The organism is Tessaracoccus lapidicaptus, assembly GCF_001693815.1.
Lineage (GTDB): Bacteria > Actinomycetota > Actinomycetes > Propionibacteriales > Propionibacteriaceae > Arachnia > Arachnia lapidicapta.
Genome location: NZ_MBQD01000021.1, coordinates 1 through 19,043 on the forward strand (window position 1 = coordinate 1; position 19,043 = coordinate 19,043).

Below are 19,043 nucleotides of genomic sequence, written 5' to 3' on the forward strand. Positions count from 1 at the left end.
CAGGATCAAACTCTCCGTCGAAAAAACAAAAACCAACCACCACCAAAGGCAGCAGCCAGCCAAAAATGTTTCAATCAACAAAAACTTCAACCACTGACAAAGACCCAAAAACTGGATCAATCAATCATCAAAGGAATCCCAAACCAACCCCCAAAAGAGGGCCAGCCACGGGAAAAAACACAGACACAGCCACAAACAACCATGCCTGCAAAAAATTGGCATTGACTTTTAAAGTACGCTGTTGAGTTCTCAAGTTTCGGTTGCTCCTGGAGCTTCCACCCCTCAGGGTTTCCGCTCCGGGCAACTCGCCCAACCTTACTCCGGCTCCTCGTCCCCGTCAAATCGGCGGTTTCTCGGTTTCCGTTGCTTGGCCCCGGGCGCTTGGTGAACATTACTGGAACACCCGGGGCCGTGCAAATCGGCGGTGGCCGGCGGCATACGCCCTGGTCAGGCGCGCTTTGCCTCCTCCACCAGGGCGTCGATGTCCAGTGCCTTGATCTGGTCGATGAGCGAGTCGACCTGCTTACCGTTGAGGAGCCCCGCCTGGCGGAACACGAGGTGCCCCCGGCGGAAGCCCATGATCGTGGGGATGGACTGGATGTCCCAGGCCGCGGCCAGGTCCCGCGCGTCCTCGGTGTCGACCTTGCCGAACACGACGTCGTCATGCCGGCCGGAGGCGTCCTCGTAGATCGGCGCGAAGCGCTTGCACGGGCCACACCAGTCGGCCCAGAAGTCGACGAGGACGACCTCGTTCTCGCTCACAGTGCTGTTGAAGTTCTCGGTGGTTAGGGCGGTGGTCGCCATGGGCGATCCCCTCTCTTCCTCGGTTCAGTACGACGTGGAGAGCAACGTCTCCAGCGGCCACGATATTCCCGTGGCGCGACACCCCCGAGGGTATCCCCCGCCCAGGCGGGTCACTTGATGGCGGTGAGCTTCCGCATGGGCAACGGGATCCGGACGACGCCTCTCGCGTCCGCCCGGGCCGCGAGGAACTCCACCGCTGCCGCCGCGCGTTTGGGTGTCGTGGCGCCACGAAGACCGCCGATCAGGCGTTCGGCGTCCTCCCTGGTCCTGATCTCCACGTAGTACTTGGCGCGCTTGTCCTCGGCCTTGATGAGCCCCACGGCCTGGAAGGCGTCGCGCGCCTTGAACTCGGTGAGTCCCGGCAGCTGCGGAGCGACTCGGAGGATGTGCGCCAGCCGCCCGACGAGTCGCAGGTCGGAGGTGTTGGCCGGCCGGAGTGAGGGCGTGAGGGCCGCGAAGACGCCGCCGGGGCGCAGCACCCGCGCCACCTCGGACAGCAGCCGGGACCGATCGGCCACCACGGCGATGCCGAGGGACGACACCACGGCGTCGAAGCTGTCGTCGGCGAAGGGCAGGTACGAGGCGTGCCCGGCCACCAGGGGTCCTCGCCCCCGCCGGGCGGCTTCGTGGAGTTCCGCCTCGGACCGGTCGAGTCCGATGACGGTCCTCCCCTCACGTGCCAGCCGGTCCACCATGGCTCCCGCGCCGCACGCCAGGTCCAGCACCAGACCGGCCGAGCCGGAGACGGAGCGCGCCAACCACTCGTAGGGGGTGTGGTCGCCGCCGTACGCGCGGCTGAGGACGTCCTCGATGGCCCCGGGCACCCGCTGCCCCCGCCAGCGGTCCCCCCGGGGGCTCATGCCCTGCTCACGAACAGGAGCTCGGCGGCCAGGAGGCCGATGTCTCCGGTGACGCCGTCGTGGGACACCCGCACGACGTCGACGATCCGCTGCGCCTCGAACGCCGCCCCGGGCCTGAGCCCCATCGTCGCCAGACTCGGAAGCATCGCGCTGTCGGCCTGCAGGTTCTCGCTCATCCGCTCGAGCACGAACCACTGCGGAATGTCGGAGACGAGGTCGCTCAGCGGGTCGGCGTGGTCCCGGAAGGGGACGTGCTCCACGTCCACGCCCAGATCCTGGAGCCCAGGGATCGGGTTGCCGTAGGGCGAGCGCGTCGGGGACCCGAGGATGGCGATGAGGCGCTTCTCGACGTCGAGGGAGATGACGTGCTCCCAGCGGCAGGCCTCGTCGTGCACCTTCTCCCACTCGAGGCCGATGACCTCGGTGAGGAGGCACTCGGCCAGGCGGTGCTTGCGCATCACGTCGCGCGCCAGCCGGGCGCCCGTCCTCGTGAGCCGGATCGTGCGGTCGACGTCGACGATCAGCAGGCCGTCGCGCTCCATGCGCGCCACGGTCTGCGACACGGTTGGCCCGGACTGATGCAGACGCTCGGCGATCCGTGCCCGCAACGGCTGCACGCCCTCCTCGAGGAGTTCGTACACCGTCCGGAGATACATCTCCGTCGTGTCGATCAGGTCGCTCATGACACCCCCTCGCATCACATCCTAGTGTCGGGGTGCGACGCGGCGACCCGTCAGCTGTGGAGAGCCGGCCTGCGCACCCACTGTCCGCGGCGCAGCACGCCGTGCAGGCGGCCCGCGTCGTCGACGAGGCAGATGTCGGCGAAGCGTCCGGGCACCAGTTGGCCCACCTCGTCCAGGCCGTGCCAGGCGGCCGGCGTCGTCGCGGCCATCAGCGCCGCGTCCGGGATCGAGGCCCCGACCTGCCGGACGACGAACTCGAACGCGCCGGCCATGGTCAGCGTGGAACCGGCGATCGCTCCGGGCTCGCCGTCGGCGGTGACCAGCCGGGCGGTGCCGGCGCTCACCTCGACCTCGAGGTCGCCCAGGATGTAGCGGCCGTCCCCGTGCCCGGTGGCGCTCATGGCGTCGGTGACCAGGGCGACCCTGGCAGGCGTCGCGGCGGCGATGGCCATCTCGGCGACGACGGGGTGGTGATGCACGCCGTCGCAGATGAGCTCGACCATGACCCGCTCGTCGGTGAGGAGCACCGGGACGGGACCAGGGTCGCGGTGGTGGATGGGGCGCATCGCCGAGAACAGGTGGGTGGCGACGCGGGCGCCCCACCCGATGGACGCGGCAGTCCCGCGATCGTCGGCGTCCGAGTGGCCGAAGGCGACCGCCACTCCCGCCTCGGTGAAGCGGCGGGTCGCGGCCTCGGCGTGAGGCAGCTCGACAGCGAGCGTGATCATCTTCAGCGCCGGTCCGCCTGCCCGCAGGAGCCGCTCGACCGAGTCGGGATCCGGATCCCGCAGGAGCGTCTGGTCGTGGGCGCCCTTGCGCTCAGGTGCCAGGAACGGTCCCTCGAGGTGGATTCCGTCCAGGTCGCCCGACTCCACGAGGGCGCTCAGCACTCCGAGCTGAGCCTCCAGGCGATCGAGCGGCTCGGTCACCGTGCTCGCGAACAGCGTCGTGGTGCCCTGGGACCGATGGAACCCGACGGCTCGGCGGTTGCGCTCGGGGTCCGGGTCGCCGAAGCTCACGCCGACGGCGCCGTGGCAGTGTGTGTCCACGAACCCGGGGACCGCCCAGAGAGTCGGCCCCGGCACCGGCGGCCCCGCTGCGACCGACAGGATGCGGCCGTCGCGGACCTCGATGGTGGCGTTGTCGACGACCCCGGCGGGTGTGACGGCGTGAGCGACGGTCAGCTGCAGGTCCATGTCCGCATTCAAGCACCGCGGCGGGCGCGGGACCCAGGCTCGCTGAACGTGGCTGCGCGACCCGTCGCCCCTCATGGGAAACTTGGCCCGTGATCCAGATCCCCGATGACCTGCTCCCCGCCGACGGCCGCTTCGGCTCCGGTCCCGCCAAGGTGCGGCCCGAGGCACTCGACTACCTGGCCATGCGCGGCGACATCCTCGGCACCTCGCACCGGCAGGCGCCGGTCCGCAACCTGGTGCGCTCCGTCCAGGAGTCGCTGGCGGAGCTGTACCGACTGCCCGACGGCTACGAGGTCGTCCTCGGCAACGGCGGGTCCACCCTGTTCTGGGACATGGCGGTCTCGTCGCTCATCGAGCACCGCTCGGCCCACGGCGTCTTCGGCGAGTTCTCCCGGAAGTTCGCCACGGCCTCCGCCCGCGCGCCGCACCTGGGCGACCCTGTGGTCAGCGAGTCTGCGCCCGGCGGTATCGCGGTCCCCGAGCCCGTCGACGGCGTGGACACGTACGCGTGGGCGCAGAACGAGACCTCCACGGGCGCAGCCGCCCCCGTGCGCCGCGTCGGGGACGGGCTCGTCCTCATCGATGCGACCTCATCGGCGGGCGGCATGGACGCGGACATCGCGGAGACCGACGTCTACTACTTCGCCCCGCAGAAGAACTTCTCCTCCGACGGCGGCTTGTGGCTCGCGTTCGCCTCGCCCGCCGCGATCGAACGGGCCGAGCGCATCAAGGCCTCGGGGCGGTGGATCCCAGGCATCCTCGACTTCTCGGCGGCGGTCACCAACTCCCGCCAGCACCAGACCCTCAACACCCCCGCGCTGGCGACGCTCCTCCTGCTGGAGGACCAGCTCGCGTGGCTGCACGAGCTTGGCGGTATGCAGGCCGTCGCTGAGCGCTGCGCCACGTCCACGGGGATCCTGTACGACTGGGCCGAGGACCGCGACGTCGCCGCTCCGTTCGTGCAGGACCCGGCGCACCGGTCCCCTGTGGTCGCCACCATCGACCTCGACGAGTCCGTCGACGCCAAGCAGGTCATCGCGACGCTGCGGGCCAACGGCATCGTCGACGTCGACCCCTACCGCGCGCTGCAGCGCAACCAGCTGCGCGTGGGCTGCTTCGCGTCGGTGGATCCCGACGACGTCCAGGCCCTGACCGCCTGCCTCGACTACGTCATCGAGCGGATGTGACGCTCAGCGCTTGACCAGGTAGGTCACCGCCCCGGCAGCCAGCGACACCGCGGCGGCGAGGATGAGCGCCACGGCCGTGCCGGTCCGGGCGGGCCCGGGCTCGCGCACCGGCTCCTCCACGGCGTCCACGGACGCTGAGGGGCTCGCGTCCGGTTCGGCGGACGCGTTGCCGGACTCGGAGGGCGCCGGCTCGGGCGTCAGCGTCACCGTGGTGTCCGACGACGGGACCTGTGTCTGCCGGAGCGCCGGGTTACCGCCGACGATGATCTCGTCATTGGGGCCGACCGCGAGAGACTCGCCGTCCGGCGCGCCCACGATGGTCTGCGTGACCAGCGGCTCCCACGTGAAGGCGTCGACGTACTCGATGCCCGCCGCGGTGCGGAGCGCCAGGGTGCTGCCGTCGGAGAGGAACGCCCCGTCGGTCACCCCCTCGGGCGCGTCCGCGACGCGCACCAAGGTGTTCATGTCCTGCCGCGACGGCTCGAGCGGGGCCCGGTAGATGCCGGGCTCCTCCCCCGCCGTCGCGATGTAGATCCGCCCCCGGCCCGAGATCATCATGGCCGTCGCATGCCGCGGTCCGTCCTCGTAGACGAAGTCGTAGGCGTGGTACGTCGTGCCCGCCTCGTCCAGGGAACCCAGCCGATAGACGACGACGAAGTCCCGATCCGCGCCCTCGTCGCCGATGTCACCGACCCAGAGCCGGTCGCCCCGCCAGGCCAGGGCCTGCACGGACTCCGGCTGGGCGTTGAAGGACACCTCGCGGCCGTCGTCGGCCGAGGTGACGATGCCGCGGTCCGCCCGAGGCCCGGCCAGCCACAGCTCGCCGGTGCCCGACGCGTAGGCCATCCCGACGGCCGGCGTGGCGCCCTCCGGCGCCTCGATCTCGTCGGCGGACGCGGTCTGGATGGCGCCCAGGACGACGAGCAGCACGAGCGCCAGGAGGACGCCCGTGACGATGAGACGACGTGTTCGCGGATTCACTGTGCCGATCGTACGCCCGGGTTACCGTTGGGGCATGCAAGAGCTCGTCTCGTGTGCGATCCCGATCGACGACGTGCGGGACATCTTCGGCGCGGCCCCGGAGCTCGCCGACCGGCTCCGCGCCTCGGCCGCGGCACGTTTCCAGCGGCCTCAGGCGTCGCACCGGAGGTGGTTGCGGCCGTTGCTGCGCCGCGATCCCGAGCTTGAGGTCGAGCGGGACACGCCGTCGGCCGAGGACGTGTCGGCGCTCCTGGCCGGGGCACACATCCCCCCGGACCGCGTCGCGGCGTCGTGGCGCCTCCTGCTCGGCTGGGTGGAGGACCTGGCGGTCCGGTCGGCCCGCGTCCCCTGGGACAGGGCCGCGTTCGACCGCCTGGAGTGGAATCTGGCCCGCGCCGGCCTCAACAGCGACTACTCCCTGCGCCGCCTCGCCGACCGCGACCTCGGCATCCCCCTCCACCCGATGCCGGACCAGGTGGCCGGGTATGCGAAACACGTCCACGCCGTCGAGACCCGCGACGCGCTGCGTGCGGTCCGCGACAATCCGGAGTTGGAACCCGGCGACCGTCAGGTCCTCGACCCGATCCTCAGCGTGCTCGACGCCGCGGCCGCCGACCCGCGGCTCGACGTTGTGACCATCGGCGCGCGGGCCTGACGGCCCCCGCCGGCGTCAGGCGGGGTCGATCACCAGCACCAGGTCGCCGCCCTCCAGCTGGGTGGTTCCGGGCAGCACGACGCGGCTCACGACCCCGGCCACCGGGGCGTTGATGGCCGCCTCCATCTTCATGGCCTCGATCGTGGCCACCTGCTCACCGACGGCGACCGTCGTGCCCACGCCGACCGTCGGGGTCACCGCGCCGCTGAACGGCGCGGCGACGTGCCCCTTGTTGCCGGTGTCGGCCCGCTCGGCGGCCGCCACCTCGGACTTGATGCTGAGGTCGCGGACCCTCACCGGCCGGATCTGGCCGTTGAGCAGGCACATCACGGAGCGCTTGCCACGCTTGTCCGGCTCCGAGATGGCCTCGATACCGGCCAACAGCGTGACGCCCTTCTCCAGGGTGATCGCGTACTCGCGGCCGCGCTCCATGCCGTACAGGTAGGGCACCGTGGGCAGCACGGAGATGTCGCCGAAGTCCTCGCGCTGCTGCTCGAAGTCCTTCGTGGGCCCGGGGAAGAGCAACCGGTTGAGCGTCTCCTGACGGGTCCGTCCCGGCTCCGCGAGCAGGGACAGGTCCTCCTCGGCCACCTGGGTGACGCGGGCGGGGGTACGGCGGCCCTCGATGGCGCGGGAGCGGAACGGCTCGGGCCAGCCGCCGGCGGGCTCACCGAGCTCGCCGTTGAGGAACCCGATGACGGAGTCCGGGATGTCGAACTTCTGCGGATCCGCCTCGAACTCCGCCGGGTCCGCGCCCACGGCCACGAGGTGCAGCGCCAGGTCCCCGACGACCTTCGACGACGGGGTGACCTTGGTCGGACGGCCGAGGATCTTGTCCGCGGCCTCGTACATGTCCTCGATCGCCTCGAACTTCTCGCCGAGGCCCAGCGCGATGGCCTGCTGGCGCAGGTTGGACAGCTGGCCGCCCGGGATCTCGTGGCTGTAGACCCGGCCCGTGGGTGCGGGGAGACCCGACTCGAACGGCCGGTACATCTTGCGCACCGCCTCCCAGTAGGGCTCCAGGTCGAGCACCGCCTGCGGGTCCAGCTCGGACTGCCGCTCGGTCTGGTCCAACGCCGCGACGAGGGCCGACATCGGCGGCTGCGACGTCGTCGAGCTCATGGCGGAGTTGGCGACGTCGACCGCGTCGACGCCCGCGTCGATCGCGGCCATCAAGGTGGCGAGCTGGCCGCCGGTGGTGTCGTGCGTGTGCAGGTGGACCGGCAGGTCGAACCGCTCGCGCAGCGACGAGACCAGCCGCCGCGCCGCCTCGGGCCGCAGCAGGCCAGCCATGTCCTTGATGGCGATGATGTGGGCGCCCGCCTCCACGATGCGCTCCGCCAACCGCAGGTAGTAGTCCAGGGTGTAGATCTTCTCGGCCGGGTCGAGGAGGTTGGAGGTGTAGCAGAGCGCCACCTCCGCCACCGATGGCGTTTCCCGCACAGCGTCGATCGCGGGCCGCATCTGCTCGACGTCGTTGAGGGCGTCGAAGATGCGGAAGATGTCGATGCCGGTGGCTGCGGCCTCCTCGACGAATGCGCGCGTGACCTCGGTGGGGTACGGCGTGTAGCCGACCGTGTTGCGGCCGCGCAGCAGCATCTGCAGGTTCTGGTTGGGCATGGCCTCCCGCAGGGTCGCCAGACGCTCCCACGGGTCCTCGCCGAGGAACCGCAGCGCAACGTCGTAGGTGGCTCCACCCCAGCACTCCACCGAGAGCATCCGGGGCAGCAGGCGGGCCTGCACCGGCGCCACCGCGGCCAGGTCGCGGGTCCGGACCCGGGTGGCCAGCAGCGACTGGTGGGCGTCGCGGTACGTGGTGTCGGTGATGCCGACGGCGGTGGCCGCGCGCAGCTCGCGCGCGAAGCCCTCGGCGCCCAGCGCCAGGAGGCGCTGCCGGGACCCGTCGGGGGCGGGGGCGCTGAGGTCTGCGCCGGGGAGCTTGACCTGCGGGTCCAGCGTCGTGGGGGCCTCGCCGTGCGGCCGGTTGACGGTCACCTCGGCCAGATGCCTCAGGAGCTTGGTAGCGCGATCTGCGGGCGTCCTCGCGTGGAGCAGGTAGGGCCGCTCGTCGATGAACGACGTCGTCACCCCACCGGCGGCGAAGTCCGGGTCGTCGAGCACCGCGCGCAGGAAGGGAATGTTGGTGGCCACGCCGCGCACGCGGAACTCGGCCAGCGCGCGCCGGGCGCGCGCGACGGCCATCCCGAAGTCGCGGCCCCGGGCGGTGAGCTTGACCAGGAGGGAGTCGAAGTGGGGGCTGATCTCGACGCCCGTGCCGGTGGTGCCGCCGTCGAGGCGGATCCCCGCGCCGGACGCCGACCGGTAGGCAGTGATCAGCCCCGTGTCCGGACGGAAGGAGTTCATCGGGTCCTCGGTGGTGATGCGGCACTGCAGCGCCGCCCCCCGGATCTCGAGCTCCTCCTGCCGTACTCCGATCTCCTCGAGGCTGAGGCCGCTGGCGATGCGCATCTGCGCCTGCACCAGGTCGACGTCGGTGATCTCCTCGGTGACCGTGTGCTCCACCTGGATGCGGGGATTCATCTCGATGAACACGTGCCTGCCGGCCCGCTCGCCCTCGGTCTCGACCAGGAACTCGACCGTGCCGGCGCAGGTGTAGTCGATGGCCTTGGCGAACTTGATCGCGTCGCTGGTGAGCGCGTCGCGGAGCTCCTGCGAGATGTGCGGCGCCGGGGCGATCTCGACGACCTTCTGGTGCCGCCGCTGGATGGAGCAGTCACGTTCGAACAGGTGGACGATGTTGCCGTGGGTGTCGGCGAGGATCTGCACCTCGATGTGCCGCGGGGCGGCCACCGCCTGCTCGATGAACACCGTGGGGTCGCCGAACGCGGCCTCGGCCTCCCGCATGGCCGCGCCCAGCTCCTCGGAGAGCTTGGCGGGATCGTCGACGCGCCGCATGCCGCGGCCGCCGCCGCCGGCGACGGCCTTGACGAACACGGGGAAGCCGATCTCGTGGGCCGCCGCGATGAGCACGTCCGGGTCGGTCGACGGCGGGCACGAGTCGAGCGTCGGAACGCCCGCCTTGCGCGCGACCTCGAGCGCGCGGACCTTGTTGCCCGCCAGCGACAGGACGTCGGCGGAGGGTCCGATGAAGGTGATGCCGTTCTCGGCGCACGCGGCCGCGAGGTGCGGGTTCTCGGAGAGGAACCCGTAGCCCGGGTAGATCGCGTCGGAGCCCGACTCCTTGGCGGCCCGGATGATCTCGTCGATGTCCAGGTAGGCGCGGACCGGGTGCCCCTCCTCGCCGATGAGGTAGGACTCCTGCGCCTTGATCCGGTGGTCCGCGTTGCGGTCCTCGTAGGCGAACACCGCGACTGTCCGGTAGCCGAGCTCGTACGCGGCGCGGAACGCGCGGACGGCGATCTCGCCTCGGTTTGCGACCAATACCTTCTGGAACATGGGCGCCAGACTACCGGCCGTGCCTCGCGGCGGCGCCACGCTTCCACCGGCCATCCGCACCCCTTGACGCCCGCAGAGGCGTGTGCGGGGACGACGACGGGCCGGGGGCGCTCAGTCCCCCGGCCCGTCCGTCGCGTCAGGTCAGCTGATGAGGCCGAGCAGCGCGCCCTGGATGAAGTAGATGACGAACAGCGCCGCCACCACGTACATGAGCGGGTGCACCTGCTTCGCGTGCCCCTTGACCATCTTGATGAAGACGTAGGCCAGGAAACCGGCGCCGATGCCCGTGGTGATCGAGTACGAGAACGGCATCAGGATGATGGTGAGGAAGGCGGGGATGCCGACCTCGGGATCGGTCCAGTCCACGTCCACGACCTGGGCGATCATCAGGAAGCCCACGAACACCAGGACCGGGGCCGCCGCCTCGGACGGCACCATGTTGATCAGCGGCGACAGGAAGATCGCCAGCAGGAAGGCCGCGCCCGTGACGACGGAGGCCAGGCCCGTGCGCGCGCCCTCGCCGACGCCGGCCGTCGACTCGATGTAGCAGGTGTTCGACGACACCGACCCGAGGCCACCGGCGGCGGCCGCGACCGAGTCGACGAGCAGGATCTCGGTGGTGCGCGGCGGCATGCCGTGGGCGTCGAGCAGCCCGCCCTCGCTGCCGACGGCGACGACGGTGCCCATGGTGTCGAAGAAGTCCGCGAGCAGCAGCGAGAACACCAGCACGGCCAGGGCCAGGAAGTTGGTGAACGAGAACTGGCCGTCGGGGAAGAACGCGCCGATCATGTCGACCCGGCCGATGAGGCCCAGGTCGGGCAGCGCGGCGAAGTCCGTCAGCTGGGGCACGTTGAGCGACCAGCCCGTGGGGTTGACGCCGTCGGCGGTGAACTGCGGGCCGACCTTGGCGATCGCCTCGACGATGACGGCAGCGACCGTGGCGACGAGGATGGAGATGAGCATGGCGCCCTTGACCCGCAGCACGTACAGCGCGATGAGGACGACGATGCCGAGGAAGAAGATCGCGATGGGCCAGCCCATGAGGGAGCCGTTGATGCCGAGCTCGACCGGCGGGGCGCCCGCGGGCTTACGGACGATGCCTGCGTTGATGAGGCCGACGAACGCGATGAACAGACCGATGCCGACGGAGATCGCGGTGCGCAGCGTCTTGGGGATGGCGCGGAACACCGCTGTCCGGAACCCGGTGAGCACCAGGACGAAGATGATGATGCCCTCCCACACCACGAGGCCCATGGCCTGCGGCCAGGTCATCTGCGGGGCGAGGACGTAGGCCACCAGGGCGTTGAGGCCGAGGCCGGCGGCTAGACCCATGGGGAACCGCCCGATGACGCCCATCGCGAGCGTCAACAGGCCCGCCACGAGCGCCGTGGCCGCCGCGACCATGCCGATCGACTGGCCGACCGCGGCATCGTTGACGACCGTCATGGCGGCGTCGCTGAACTTCGGCTGCCCGGAGATCAGGTTGCCGTCGCGGTCGACGGCGGTGCCGATGATGAGGGGGTTGAGCGCGATGATGTACGCCATCGCGAAGAACGTCACCAGGCCGCCGCGGATCTCCCGGCTGAGAGTGGAGTGGCGCTTGGTGATCTCGAAGTAGCCATCGAGCCCGGACCGCTGACGCTCCGACTCGGGATGCAGCTTTGCTGCCTTGGGAGTATTGGTAACCACGGACGGCTATCGTACGGCCCCCGGAGTGGCGGGTCGACGCGGGTCCACCTGGCCCGCGTCCGCCCCGTCAGTCGAAGAGCGTCTGGTCGATGCCGATGGTGTCGAACGCCGGCTCCGGGAGCTCCTTCGCCCGCTCGGCCGCGACGACATCCGAGTGTCCGCCACAGCCGTGCTCGAGCGAGACGACGTGGGCGTCCCACGGCGAGTACTGGTTGGTGCAGGCGCCGAACAGCGTCCCCAACGACCCCCGCAGCGCCACGAAGTACCCGCACGTCATGCAGGGGGCCGGCGCCTCCTTGGAGCCCTCGTCGTTCGGCCCGGGCGGGCCGGCGAGCCACCGCTCGGCCGCCTCGTCGCGCCCGTAGCGGCTGAGCACGCGCGGCCGGCCGAGACCCAGCTCGGCCACGGTGGTGCGCAGCTGGACCCAGTCCGCGTTGTCGGCGTCCACCGGGAGGTCGGTGGCCGCGAATCCCGGCTCGAGGCGCGGGTCGTTGTCCGGGGTGGCCATGAGCATGCCGGGCGCGATGTCGCCGGGGCCGATCCGGTCCTCCCAGGGGACCCAGGCGGGGGCGAGCAGCGCGTCCGGGCGCGGGAGGAGCACCGCCTCGTTGACCGTGGGCGCCTTGGCGCGAGCGGCGCGCACGAGCGTGACCGCCCAGTACCAGTCGCTGTAGCCGGGAACGAGGCTGGCGAACGAGTGGGTCACCACCCGCTCGCCGTCCTCCGCGATGACACCCAGATGCTCGCCGACGGCGTCGTCACCGCCGGCCTCGACGGCCGCGGCTCGCGCGAGGTCGACGGCGGCGGCCGTCACAGCGTCCAGCTTGAGTTTGGCCATCTACAGCTCCAGTTCGTCGGCCACACGGCGCAGCAGCTCGGCGATCCGGCCTGCGTGCTTGCTGTCGGGGTGCCGACGGTGGCGGTAGTCGTTGCCGATGCCGTCGAGCATCTTGATGAGGTCCTCGACGATGACGGCCATCTGCTCGGGATTCTTCCGGGCGGCCTTGGACAGCGACGGCGGGGTCTCCACGATGCGCAGGCTCAGCGCCTGCTCGCCCTTACGGCCCTCGATGACGCCGAACTCGACCCGCTGACCCGCCTTGAGGGCGGGCACGCCTGCGGGGAGCGCGTTGGAGCGCACGTAGACATCGCCGCCGTCGTCCTTGGTGATGAAACCAAAGCCCTTCTCAGCGTCGAAGAATCGCACTTTACCGGTAGGCACGTCGCCCTCACTTGCACTAGTAGCCAGTCAGAACGTGCAGTCTATCGGCTCGCGAGCGTCGGCCCCAATAATGCGCTCAGGTCGACGGCGTGATGCCGCGGAAGTAGTCGGCGTGCGCGAGCCCCGAGGCGGCCGCCTCGTCGATGACGATCACGGCGCGGGGGTGGAACTGGAGGATGGAGGCGGGACACACGGCGGCCACGGGCCCCTCGATCATCGCCGCGACGGCGGCGGCCTTGCGCTCCCCCGTCGCGACCAGGATCGCGGCGCGTGACTCCATGATGGTGCCGAGGCCCTGCGTGACGCAGTACGTCGGGACGGCGTCGGGCGAGGTGAAGAAGCGGGCGTTGTCGGCCCGCGTCTGGGGCGTCAGGGTCTTGACGCGCGTGCGGGAGGAGAAGGAGGAGAAGGGCTCGTTGAAGCCCAGGTGTCCGTTGCTGCCGATGCCGAGGATCTGCACGTCCACGCCACCGACCGCGGCGATGGCCTCGTCGTAGGCGTCGGCGGCGGCCTGCAGGTCGGGCGCGGTGCCGTCTGGGACCCGCACCCGGGCGGGGTCCATGCGCAGGGGTTCGACGACGGTGCGCGTGATCACGCTGCGGTAGCTCTCCGGGTGGGCGGGATCGAGGCCTGCGTACTCGTCGAGCGCGAACCCGAGCCCGTGGGAGACGTCGAGGGTGCCGGCGGCGACGCGTCGCGCCAGTTCGGCGTAGAGCCGCAGCGGCGACGAGCCGGTGGCCAGGCCCAGCACCGGCGTCGGGATGCCGGCGAGATACTGGGCCACCCGGTCGGCCGCGACCTCCCCCACGCGCTCCGCGTCCCTGCAGATCACCACGTCCATGCGTCACTCCATCTCGTCACCGGCCCATGCCTGAGGTCGAGCCTAGGCCGCAGTGATCAGTCACCGTCCATTCGCGCGCACTTCCGCGCGCACAGAGTGAGCGGATGCGCACTGTCGTCGCGCGGATCGCGGGCCCGACTAGCATGGCCCCATGGCGAGCTGGCGGGACGGCGCGGAGTACGCGCCCATGGAACGACCCGACGGGTTCGCCACGCCGACCGCTGCGCCGCTCTCCGCGGCGGAGCCGTGGCGGGCGCCCACCCCTGGCCCCCTGGCCGCTCCCGAGGACTTCGACGCCCCCGAGTCCGCCCCGCTGTCCTCGGTGTCGGTCCGCGCGGAGTCGACACGGGACCCCCGCGACCCCATCACGACGGTCGCCGCGGCCCTCGCGCCGGCGGGCGCTCCGCGCGTCGACCGCGATCCCAGGGAGCCGATCGTCACGTCGGCTCCGCGTATCCCCGGCCCGGACTGGAACAGCGATGCCGGCGCGCAACTGCCCCCGCCCACCGGCCTGCCGCTGCACCGGGTGCCCCCGCCCGCGGTGCCCGCGCCGCCCCCACCGGCCGCGGCGCCCGGCTTCCCGCCGCCGTCCATGCCGCAGCGGGCGGCCGGCCCCCAGCGGGCGGCGGCGCCCGCCTCGGGGGCCCAGCGGCAACTCGCCCTGGTGGCGGGCGCACTCAGCTTCCTCGGCTTCCTCGTGCCGTCCATCGCCCCGTTCGTGCTCGTCGGCGCCGGCGCCCTCGGCCTGCGGACGACCGCCCTCACGGGCCGCGCCGGGTCGTGGGCGCTCGGGATGGGGCTGGCGACGGTCGCGGTGCGATTCGTCACCGGCAGCCTCGGCGAGCCCTCCGTCCTTGCGACGCTGGCCGCGCTGGGCTTCACCTTCGCCTTCGTCGTCGGCGGCCTCCGCCGGCGCTGACCGGGGTCAGCGCAGCGCGTCGCCCACCGGCACGGTCGATTCCTCCACCACTCCGAGATCGAGCGGGTCACCGCCCTCCCACGCCGCCAACGCAGCCAACTCGGCGGGCCACGTCAGGGGCGGCAGGTCACGGAGCCGGAACCACCCCGTCGCGACGTGCCGCGAGCGCTCCGCGACGGTGAGGCCGGAGGTCTCGGGCTCGAACCGCGGCGTGCGCACCAGGAAGATGGTCTCGTGCTGGAGCAGGATGCGGTCGGAGTAGCCACGCAGCAGCAGTCTCGTGGCGACAGGCCCCTCCAGCGCGTCCGGGTCGACCGAAAGTCCGGTCTCCTCCACGAGCTCCCGCGCGGCGGCGGCGCGCAGCGGCTCGGCCTCGTCGACGCCGCCGCCCGGCAGCTGCCAGAACCTCGACCCGGGGATCCCCGGGTCCGTGTCGCCCTGGAGCAGCACCTCGTCGCCGGCCAGCACGATGGTCCGGGCGGCGGCTCGGCGCCGGATCGGCCGGTCAGTGCTGGACGCGGCGGGCATGCGCCACCTCGTCGTCGATCAGATCCCGCCAGCTCGCCACGAGATCCGGATCCACGTAGGCCTTGAAGGAGCGGCCTGGGCGAGCCGAGCCGCCGATGTGGAAGGCCCGGACGCCCGCCCTGACGAGCCAGGGCACATGCTCCGGCGCGAGCCCGCCGCCCGCCATGATCAGCTGCGCCACGGCCTGGTCCGCCTTGGCCCGGCGCACGAGATCATCGAGGCCCTGCTCGACGCCGCGCGCCGAGCCGGCCGTCAGCACCTGGTCGAGCCGCGGGAGGGTCCGCACGGCGGCCCAAGCGCGATCCTGATCGAGACAGTGGTCGATCGCGCGGTGGAACGTCCACGGGTAGTCGCCCTCGCCGACCAGCTCGGTGACGGTCGCGGCGTCGACCGCGTTGGCTCCGTTGAGGAACCCCAGAACCACGCCGTCGGCGCCGACGTCGAGGTAGCTCGCGATGAGGCCCTTCAGGCGCGTCGCCTCGCCGCCGTCCGTGCCGAACCCGGCCCGCAGCCGCACCATGGGGCGGATCTGGATCGACGTGGCACGCCGCACCTTCTCCACCGTTCGGGGCTCCGGCGAGAGCCCGTCGTCGTCCATGGTGCCGACGAGCTCGACACGGTCCGCGCCGCCGGCCTCGGCGCGCTCGGCGTCGGCCGCGTGCAGGGCGATGACCTCCAGCAGACTCATGTCCCCATCCTGCCAAGTGAGCGCACGGAGCGCGTGGAGGCGCGCAGCAGCGCTGCGCCGTCGGTAGCATGCGAGAGTGGTCGCCCCCGTCATCTCCGCCCCCGAACCCGCCGACGCCGAGGCGTGGTTCGACTTCATCGTGGCGCAGCAGGCCGAGACTTACGCCGGCATCGTGCCCGACGATTTCGTCGCCCGGCAGTCCGTGTATCGGCAGGAGTGGGTGCCCGGGTTGGCGGCGTCGTTCGCAGCGCCCGGCTCCGCGTGGCGCGTCGTGGCGAAGCTCGACGGGGCGATCGTCGGGGCCGCCTCCGTGGTGGACGGACCGCAGGACTGGGAGATCGGTGCAGGGCTGGTCCCCGCCCCGGCCGGGCGCGAGCTGGAGCGGCTGTACGTGGCGCCGGAGTGGCACGGCCGCGGGCTGGGCGCTCAGCTGCTGGAGCTCGTCGACGACGGCCGGGACCTGTATCTCTGGCTCATCGACGGCAACGAACGGGCCCGGGCCTTCTACCGGCGCCGCGGGTTCGTGGATCTGCCCGAGTCGCTGCGGACGAGCGAGAGCTGGGGCGGCGTCGCGATGCACCGCATGGTGCGCCGCGCCCCCGTGGCCTGACCCCCAGGCGGCCCTGGCACGCCGAAGGGCGGCCCCCCATCGGGGACCGCCCTCCTGACGCGTGTGGCGCGGGGTGGCTCAGAAGCCGCCCATGCCGCCCATCTCGTCCATGCCGGCGCCGGCACCGGCCGCGGGGGCCTTCTCCGGCTTGTCGGCGATGACCGCCTCCGTGGTGAGGAACAGCGCGGCGATCGACGCAGCGTTCTGCAGCGCCGAACGGGTCACCTTGGCCGGGTCGATGATGCCCGCGGCGACCATGTCGACGTACTCGCCGGTGGCCGCGTTGAGGCCCTGGCCGACGGGCAGGTGCGACACCTTCTCCGCGACGACGCCGCCCTCGAGCCCGGCGTTGCCGGCGATCTGCTTCAGCGGCGCCGAAGCGGCCGTGAAGACGATCTGGGCGCCGACGGCCTCGTCACCCTCGAGACCCGCGACCGACGCGGCCTTCGACGCCTGCAGCAGCGCGACGCCACCACCGGGGACGATGCCCTCCTCGACGGCGGCCTTCGCGTTGCGGACGGCGTCCTCGATGCGGTGCTTGCGCTCCTTCAGCTCGACCTCGGTGGCCGCGCCGACCTTGATGACGGCGACGCCGCCGGCCAGCTTGGCGAGGCGCTCCTGCAGCTTCTCGCGGTCGTACTCGGAGTCCGAGTTCTCGATCTCGCGGCGGATCTGAGCGACCCGTCCCTCGATCTGAGCCGACTCGCCGGCGCCGTCGATGATGGTGCACTCGTCCTTGGTGACGCGGACGGAGCGGGCCTGGCCGAGCAGGTCGAGCGTCGTGTTCTCCAGCGACAGGCCGACCTCCTCGCTGATGACCTGGCCACCGGTGAGGATGGCGATGTCGGTCAGCATGGCCTTGCGGCGGTCACCGAAGCCGGGGGCCTTGACGGCGATCGACTTGAAGGTGCCGCGGATCTTGTTGACGATCAGGCCGGCGAGGGCCTCACCCTCGACGTCCTCGGCGATGACCAGCAGCGGCTTGCTCGACTGCATGACCTTCTCGAGGATAGGCAGCAGGTCCTTGAGCGAGGAGACCTTCGAGTTGACGAGCAGGATGTACGGGTCGTCGAGGACGGCCTCCATGCGCTCGGCGTCGGTGACGAAGTAGGGCGAGATGTAGCCCTTGTCGAAGCGCATGCCCTCGGTGAGCTCAAGCTCGAGACCGAAGGTGTTCGACTCCTCGACCGTGATGACGCCTTCCTTGCCCACCTTGTCCATCGCCTCGGCGATGATGTCGCCCACGGTGGGGTCGGCGGCGGAGATCGACGCGGTCGCGGCGATCTGCTCCTTGGTCTCCACGTCGATGGCGATGTTCGCCAGCTGCTCGACAATGGCGGCGACGGCAGCCTCGATGCCCTTCTTCAGGCTCATCGGGTTGGCGCCGGCCGTGACGTTGCGCAGGCCCTCACGGACCATCGCCTGCGCGATGACCGTGGCGGTGGTGGTGCCGTCGCCGGCGACGTCGTCGGTCTTCTTGGCGACCTCCTTCACCAGCTCGGCGCCGATGCGCTCGTAGGGATCCTCCAGCTCGATCTCCTTGGCGATGGACACGCCATCGTTGGTGATCGTGGGGGCGCCCCACTTCTTCTCCAGCACGACGTTGCGGCCCTTGGGGCCGAGCGTCACCTTGACCGCGTCGGCGAGCGTGTTCATGCCGCGCTCGAGTCCGCGACGCGCGTCCTCGTTGAACTCAATCAGCTTTGCCATGTGTTCGGGAGTCCTCCCGTCGAGTGGGGCAGTGCCCCTGGATGTGTATCAGTTCCTGGGTGAACCGCGGTGCCCGCGACGGACGGCTTCAGCCTCACCGGTGGTTCGGTAGCACTCAAACGTTCCGAGTGCTAACCCCATTATTAGCACTCGACACAAGAGAGTGCAAAGGGCCACCATGGATGCATGACGCGCGCGACGCCACCCCCGCACGGGACCCCGGGCCGACTCCTGCGCGACATCGCCAACGTCGTCAACCTCTCCACGCCGCTGGGCCTGATCATCGCCGCGGCGACCCGGTCCCGCATCCGGCGGCGCGGCGGTCTGATCGTGGCCGACCGGGCCCGGCTGCCCCTGCGCAACGCCGCCGCCTTCACCGTCGGCTCGGTCGTCATCCTCCCCCACCGCGACCTCGAGCGGGCCGAGTCCGGCAACCCGGCGCTGCTGGAGCACGAGGACGCGCACGCCTGGCAGTACGCCTACTGTCTAGGGCTGCCGTTCATCCCGCTGTACTTCGCGGCCCTCGCCTGGTCCGTGCTGAGGACCGGTGACCGGGCGAGCGCCAACCACTTCGAACGGCAGGCCGACCTCGCGAAGGGCGGCTATCCGGCCCACCCGATTCTTCCGGTGCGCGAGGGCATCCGGCGCCTCATGCGTGGGGAGGTGCGGCTGTGACCGCGGCCCGCTGGCTCAGCCGTGCAGCCGGCGGGCGGACCGCGCAGCCTGACGCTGCGCACGCATCCGGCGCAGTCGCTTCACGAGCAGGGGCTTGTAGGCCAACGCCTCGGGGGTGTCGATCAGCAGGTTGAGGTGCTGGTAGTAGCGCGTCGACGTGAGCGAGAAGTGCTCCATGATCGCCTGCTCCTTCGGCACCGACGACGTGAACCAGCTGTCCTCGAAGTCGAGGATGCGGGCGTCGCGTTCGGCCAGCTCGGCCGACGAGGTGAGGGAGACTGCTTCCGACATGCCGGCCATCCTACGCCCGGAATCACACCCATGTCATTCCCCCGGCGCGGTTCACTCGGCGCGATAGAGTCGGGGATCGACTGTCAC

The 19,043-nt window shown here is 71.1% G+C and carries 20 protein-coding genes; 6 read left to right on the plus strand and 14 right to left on the minus strand.

What is annotated here, in order from left to right; all coding sequences use genetic code 11:
• The coding region (locus BCR15_RS15075; protein ID WP_218058945.1) for a hypothetical protein at window positions 1–225 on the plus strand (225 nt) is incomplete at its 5' end.
• A 222-nt stretch (window positions 226–447) separates the two neighbouring features.
• Here BCR15_RS15075 and trxA read toward each other — a convergent pair.
• The 4 genes from trxA to BCR15_RS07050 all read right to left on the minus strand — a co-directional run bounded on the left by trxA (window position 448) and on the right by BCR15_RS07050 (window position 3,543).
• Window positions 448–804: a thioredoxin gene (trxA, locus tag BCR15_RS07035; RefSeq protein WP_068751501.1), complete on the minus strand. Its 357-nt coding sequence runs from the start codon at window positions 802–804 to the stop codon at window positions 448–450.
• A 110-nt stretch (window positions 805–914) separates the two neighbouring features.
• On the minus strand, window positions 915–1,664 hold the full coding sequence (locus BCR15_RS07040; RefSeq protein WP_068751502.1) for a class I SAM-dependent methyltransferase: 750 nt from the start codon (window positions 1,662–1,664) through the stop codon (window positions 915–917).
• On the minus strand, window positions 1,661–2,347 hold the full coding sequence (locus tag BCR15_RS07045; RefSeq protein ID WP_068751503.1) for an iron-dependent transcriptional repressor DtxR: 687 nt from the start codon (window positions 2,345–2,347) through the stop codon (window positions 1,661–1,663). Before BCR15_RS07045 ends, BCR15_RS07040 begins: the two co-directional genes overlap by 4 nt.
• Window positions 2,348–2,397: 50 nt before the next feature.
• Window positions 2,398–3,543, minus strand: coding sequence for an N-acetylglucosamine-6-phosphate deacetylase (locus BCR15_RS07050; RefSeq protein WP_068751504.1), 1,146 nt, complete (start codon window positions 3,541–3,543; stop codon window positions 2,398–2,400).
• A gap of 89 nt (window positions 3,544–3,632) precedes the next feature.
• Here BCR15_RS07050 and serC point away from each other — a divergent pair, with 89 nt between their 5' ends.
• Window positions 3,633–4,730, plus strand: a complete 1,098-nt coding sequence (gene serC, locus BCR15_RS07055) for a phosphoserine transaminase (RefSeq protein WP_068751505.1) — start codon at window positions 3,633–3,635, stop codon at window positions 4,728–4,730.
• Window positions 4,731–4,733: 3 nt separating this feature from the next.
• On the opposite strand, the gene BCR15_RS07060 is transcribed toward serC, so the two are convergent.
• Window positions 4,734–5,711, minus strand: a complete 978-nt coding sequence (locus BCR15_RS07060; RefSeq protein WP_068751506.1) for a hypothetical protein — start codon at window positions 5,709–5,711, stop codon at window positions 4,734–4,736.
• A 34-nt stretch (window positions 5,712–5,745) separates the two neighbouring features.
• Here BCR15_RS07060 and BCR15_RS07065 point away from each other — a divergent pair, with 34 nt between their 5' ends.
• On the plus strand, window positions 5,746–6,366 hold the full coding sequence (locus tag BCR15_RS07065; RefSeq protein ID WP_068751507.1) for a hypothetical protein: 621 nt from the start codon (window positions 5,746–5,748) through the stop codon (window positions 6,364–6,366).
• A gap of 15 nt (window positions 6,367–6,381) precedes the next feature.
• Here the strand turns inward: BCR15_RS07065 and BCR15_RS07070 are convergent, their stop codons facing one another.
• The 5 genes from BCR15_RS07070 to nagB all read right to left on the minus strand — a co-directional run bounded on the left by BCR15_RS07070 (window position 6,382) and on the right by nagB (window position 13,535).
• Complete coding sequence (locus tag BCR15_RS07070) at window positions 6,382–9,783, minus strand: pyruvate carboxylase (protein WP_068751508.1); 3,402 nt, start codon at window positions 9,781–9,783, stop codon at window positions 6,382–6,384.
• Between the two features lie 141 nt (window positions 9,784–9,924).
• On the minus strand, window positions 9,925–11,472 hold the full coding sequence (locus BCR15_RS07075) for an NCS2 family permease (protein ID WP_439653990.1): 1,548 nt from the start codon (window positions 11,470–11,472) through the stop codon (window positions 9,925–9,927).
• A 67-nt stretch (window positions 11,473–11,539) separates the two neighbouring features.
• Complete coding sequence (locus BCR15_RS07080) at window positions 11,540–12,310, minus strand: DUF3027 domain-containing protein (RefSeq protein WP_068751509.1); 771 nt, start codon at window positions 12,308–12,310, stop codon at window positions 11,540–11,542.
• Window positions 12,311–12,694: a cold-shock protein gene (locus tag BCR15_RS07085; RefSeq protein WP_068751510.1), complete on the minus strand. Its 384-nt coding sequence runs from the start codon at window positions 12,692–12,694 to the stop codon at window positions 12,311–12,313. It lies immediately after the preceding gene.
• 76 nt (window positions 12,695–12,770) lie between these two features.
• Window positions 12,771–13,535, minus strand: coding sequence for a glucosamine-6-phosphate deaminase (gene nagB / locus BCR15_RS07090; protein WP_068751511.1), 765 nt, complete (start codon window positions 13,533–13,535; stop codon window positions 12,771–12,773).
• 151 nt (window positions 13,536–13,686) lie between these two features.
• Between nagB and BCR15_RS07095 the strand changes: the two genes are divergently transcribed.
• Window positions 13,687–14,454 carry a hypothetical protein gene (locus BCR15_RS07095; RefSeq protein WP_068751512.1) on the plus strand — a complete coding sequence of 256 codons (768 nt, stop codon included), beginning with the start codon at window positions 13,687–13,689 and terminating at the stop codon, window positions 14,452–14,454.
• A 6-nt stretch (window positions 14,455–14,460) separates the two neighbouring features.
• Here the strand turns inward: BCR15_RS07095 and BCR15_RS07100 are convergent, their stop codons facing one another.
• Both BCR15_RS07100 and BCR15_RS07105 read right to left on the minus strand, forming a co-directional pair.
• Window positions 14,461–14,982 (minus strand): NUDIX hydrolase, encoded by a 522-nt coding sequence (locus BCR15_RS07100; RefSeq protein WP_068751513.1) that lies wholly within the window; start codon window positions 14,980–14,982, stop codon window positions 14,461–14,463.
• Window positions 14,960–15,670, minus strand: a complete 711-nt coding sequence (locus BCR15_RS07105) for a copper homeostasis protein CutC (protein WP_068751514.1) — start codon at window positions 15,668–15,670, stop codon at window positions 14,960–14,962. The genes BCR15_RS07100 and BCR15_RS07105 overlap by 23 nt, the downstream gene beginning before the upstream one ends.
• Before the next feature lie 76 nt (window positions 15,671–15,746).
• Here BCR15_RS07105 and BCR15_RS07110 point away from each other — a divergent pair, with 76 nt between their 5' ends.
• Window positions 15,747–16,280: a GNAT family N-acetyltransferase gene (locus BCR15_RS07110; protein ID WP_068751515.1), complete on the plus strand. Its 534-nt coding sequence runs from the start codon at window positions 15,747–15,749 to the stop codon at window positions 16,278–16,280.
• Window positions 16,281–16,358: 78 nt separating this feature from the next.
• On the opposite strand, the gene groL is transcribed toward BCR15_RS07110, so the two are convergent.
• Window positions 16,359–17,990, minus strand: coding sequence for a chaperonin GroEL (gene groL / locus BCR15_RS07115; protein ID WP_068751516.1), 1,632 nt, complete (start codon window positions 17,988–17,990; stop codon window positions 16,359–16,361).
• A 186-nt stretch (window positions 17,991–18,176) separates the two neighbouring features.
• Here groL and BCR15_RS07120 point away from each other — a divergent pair, with 186 nt between their 5' ends.
• On the plus strand, window positions 18,177–18,665 hold the full coding sequence (locus tag BCR15_RS07120) for a hypothetical protein (RefSeq protein WP_068751517.1): 489 nt from the start codon (window positions 18,177–18,179) through the stop codon (window positions 18,663–18,665).
• A 15-nt stretch (window positions 18,666–18,680) separates the two neighbouring features.
• Here the strand turns inward: BCR15_RS07120 and BCR15_RS07125 are convergent, their stop codons facing one another.
• Window positions 18,681–18,965, minus strand: a complete 285-nt coding sequence (locus tag BCR15_RS07125) for a DUF3263 domain-containing protein (RefSeq protein ID WP_197971698.1) — start codon at window positions 18,963–18,965, stop codon at window positions 18,681–18,683.
• Between the last annotated feature and the right edge of the window lie 78 nt (window positions 18,966–19,043).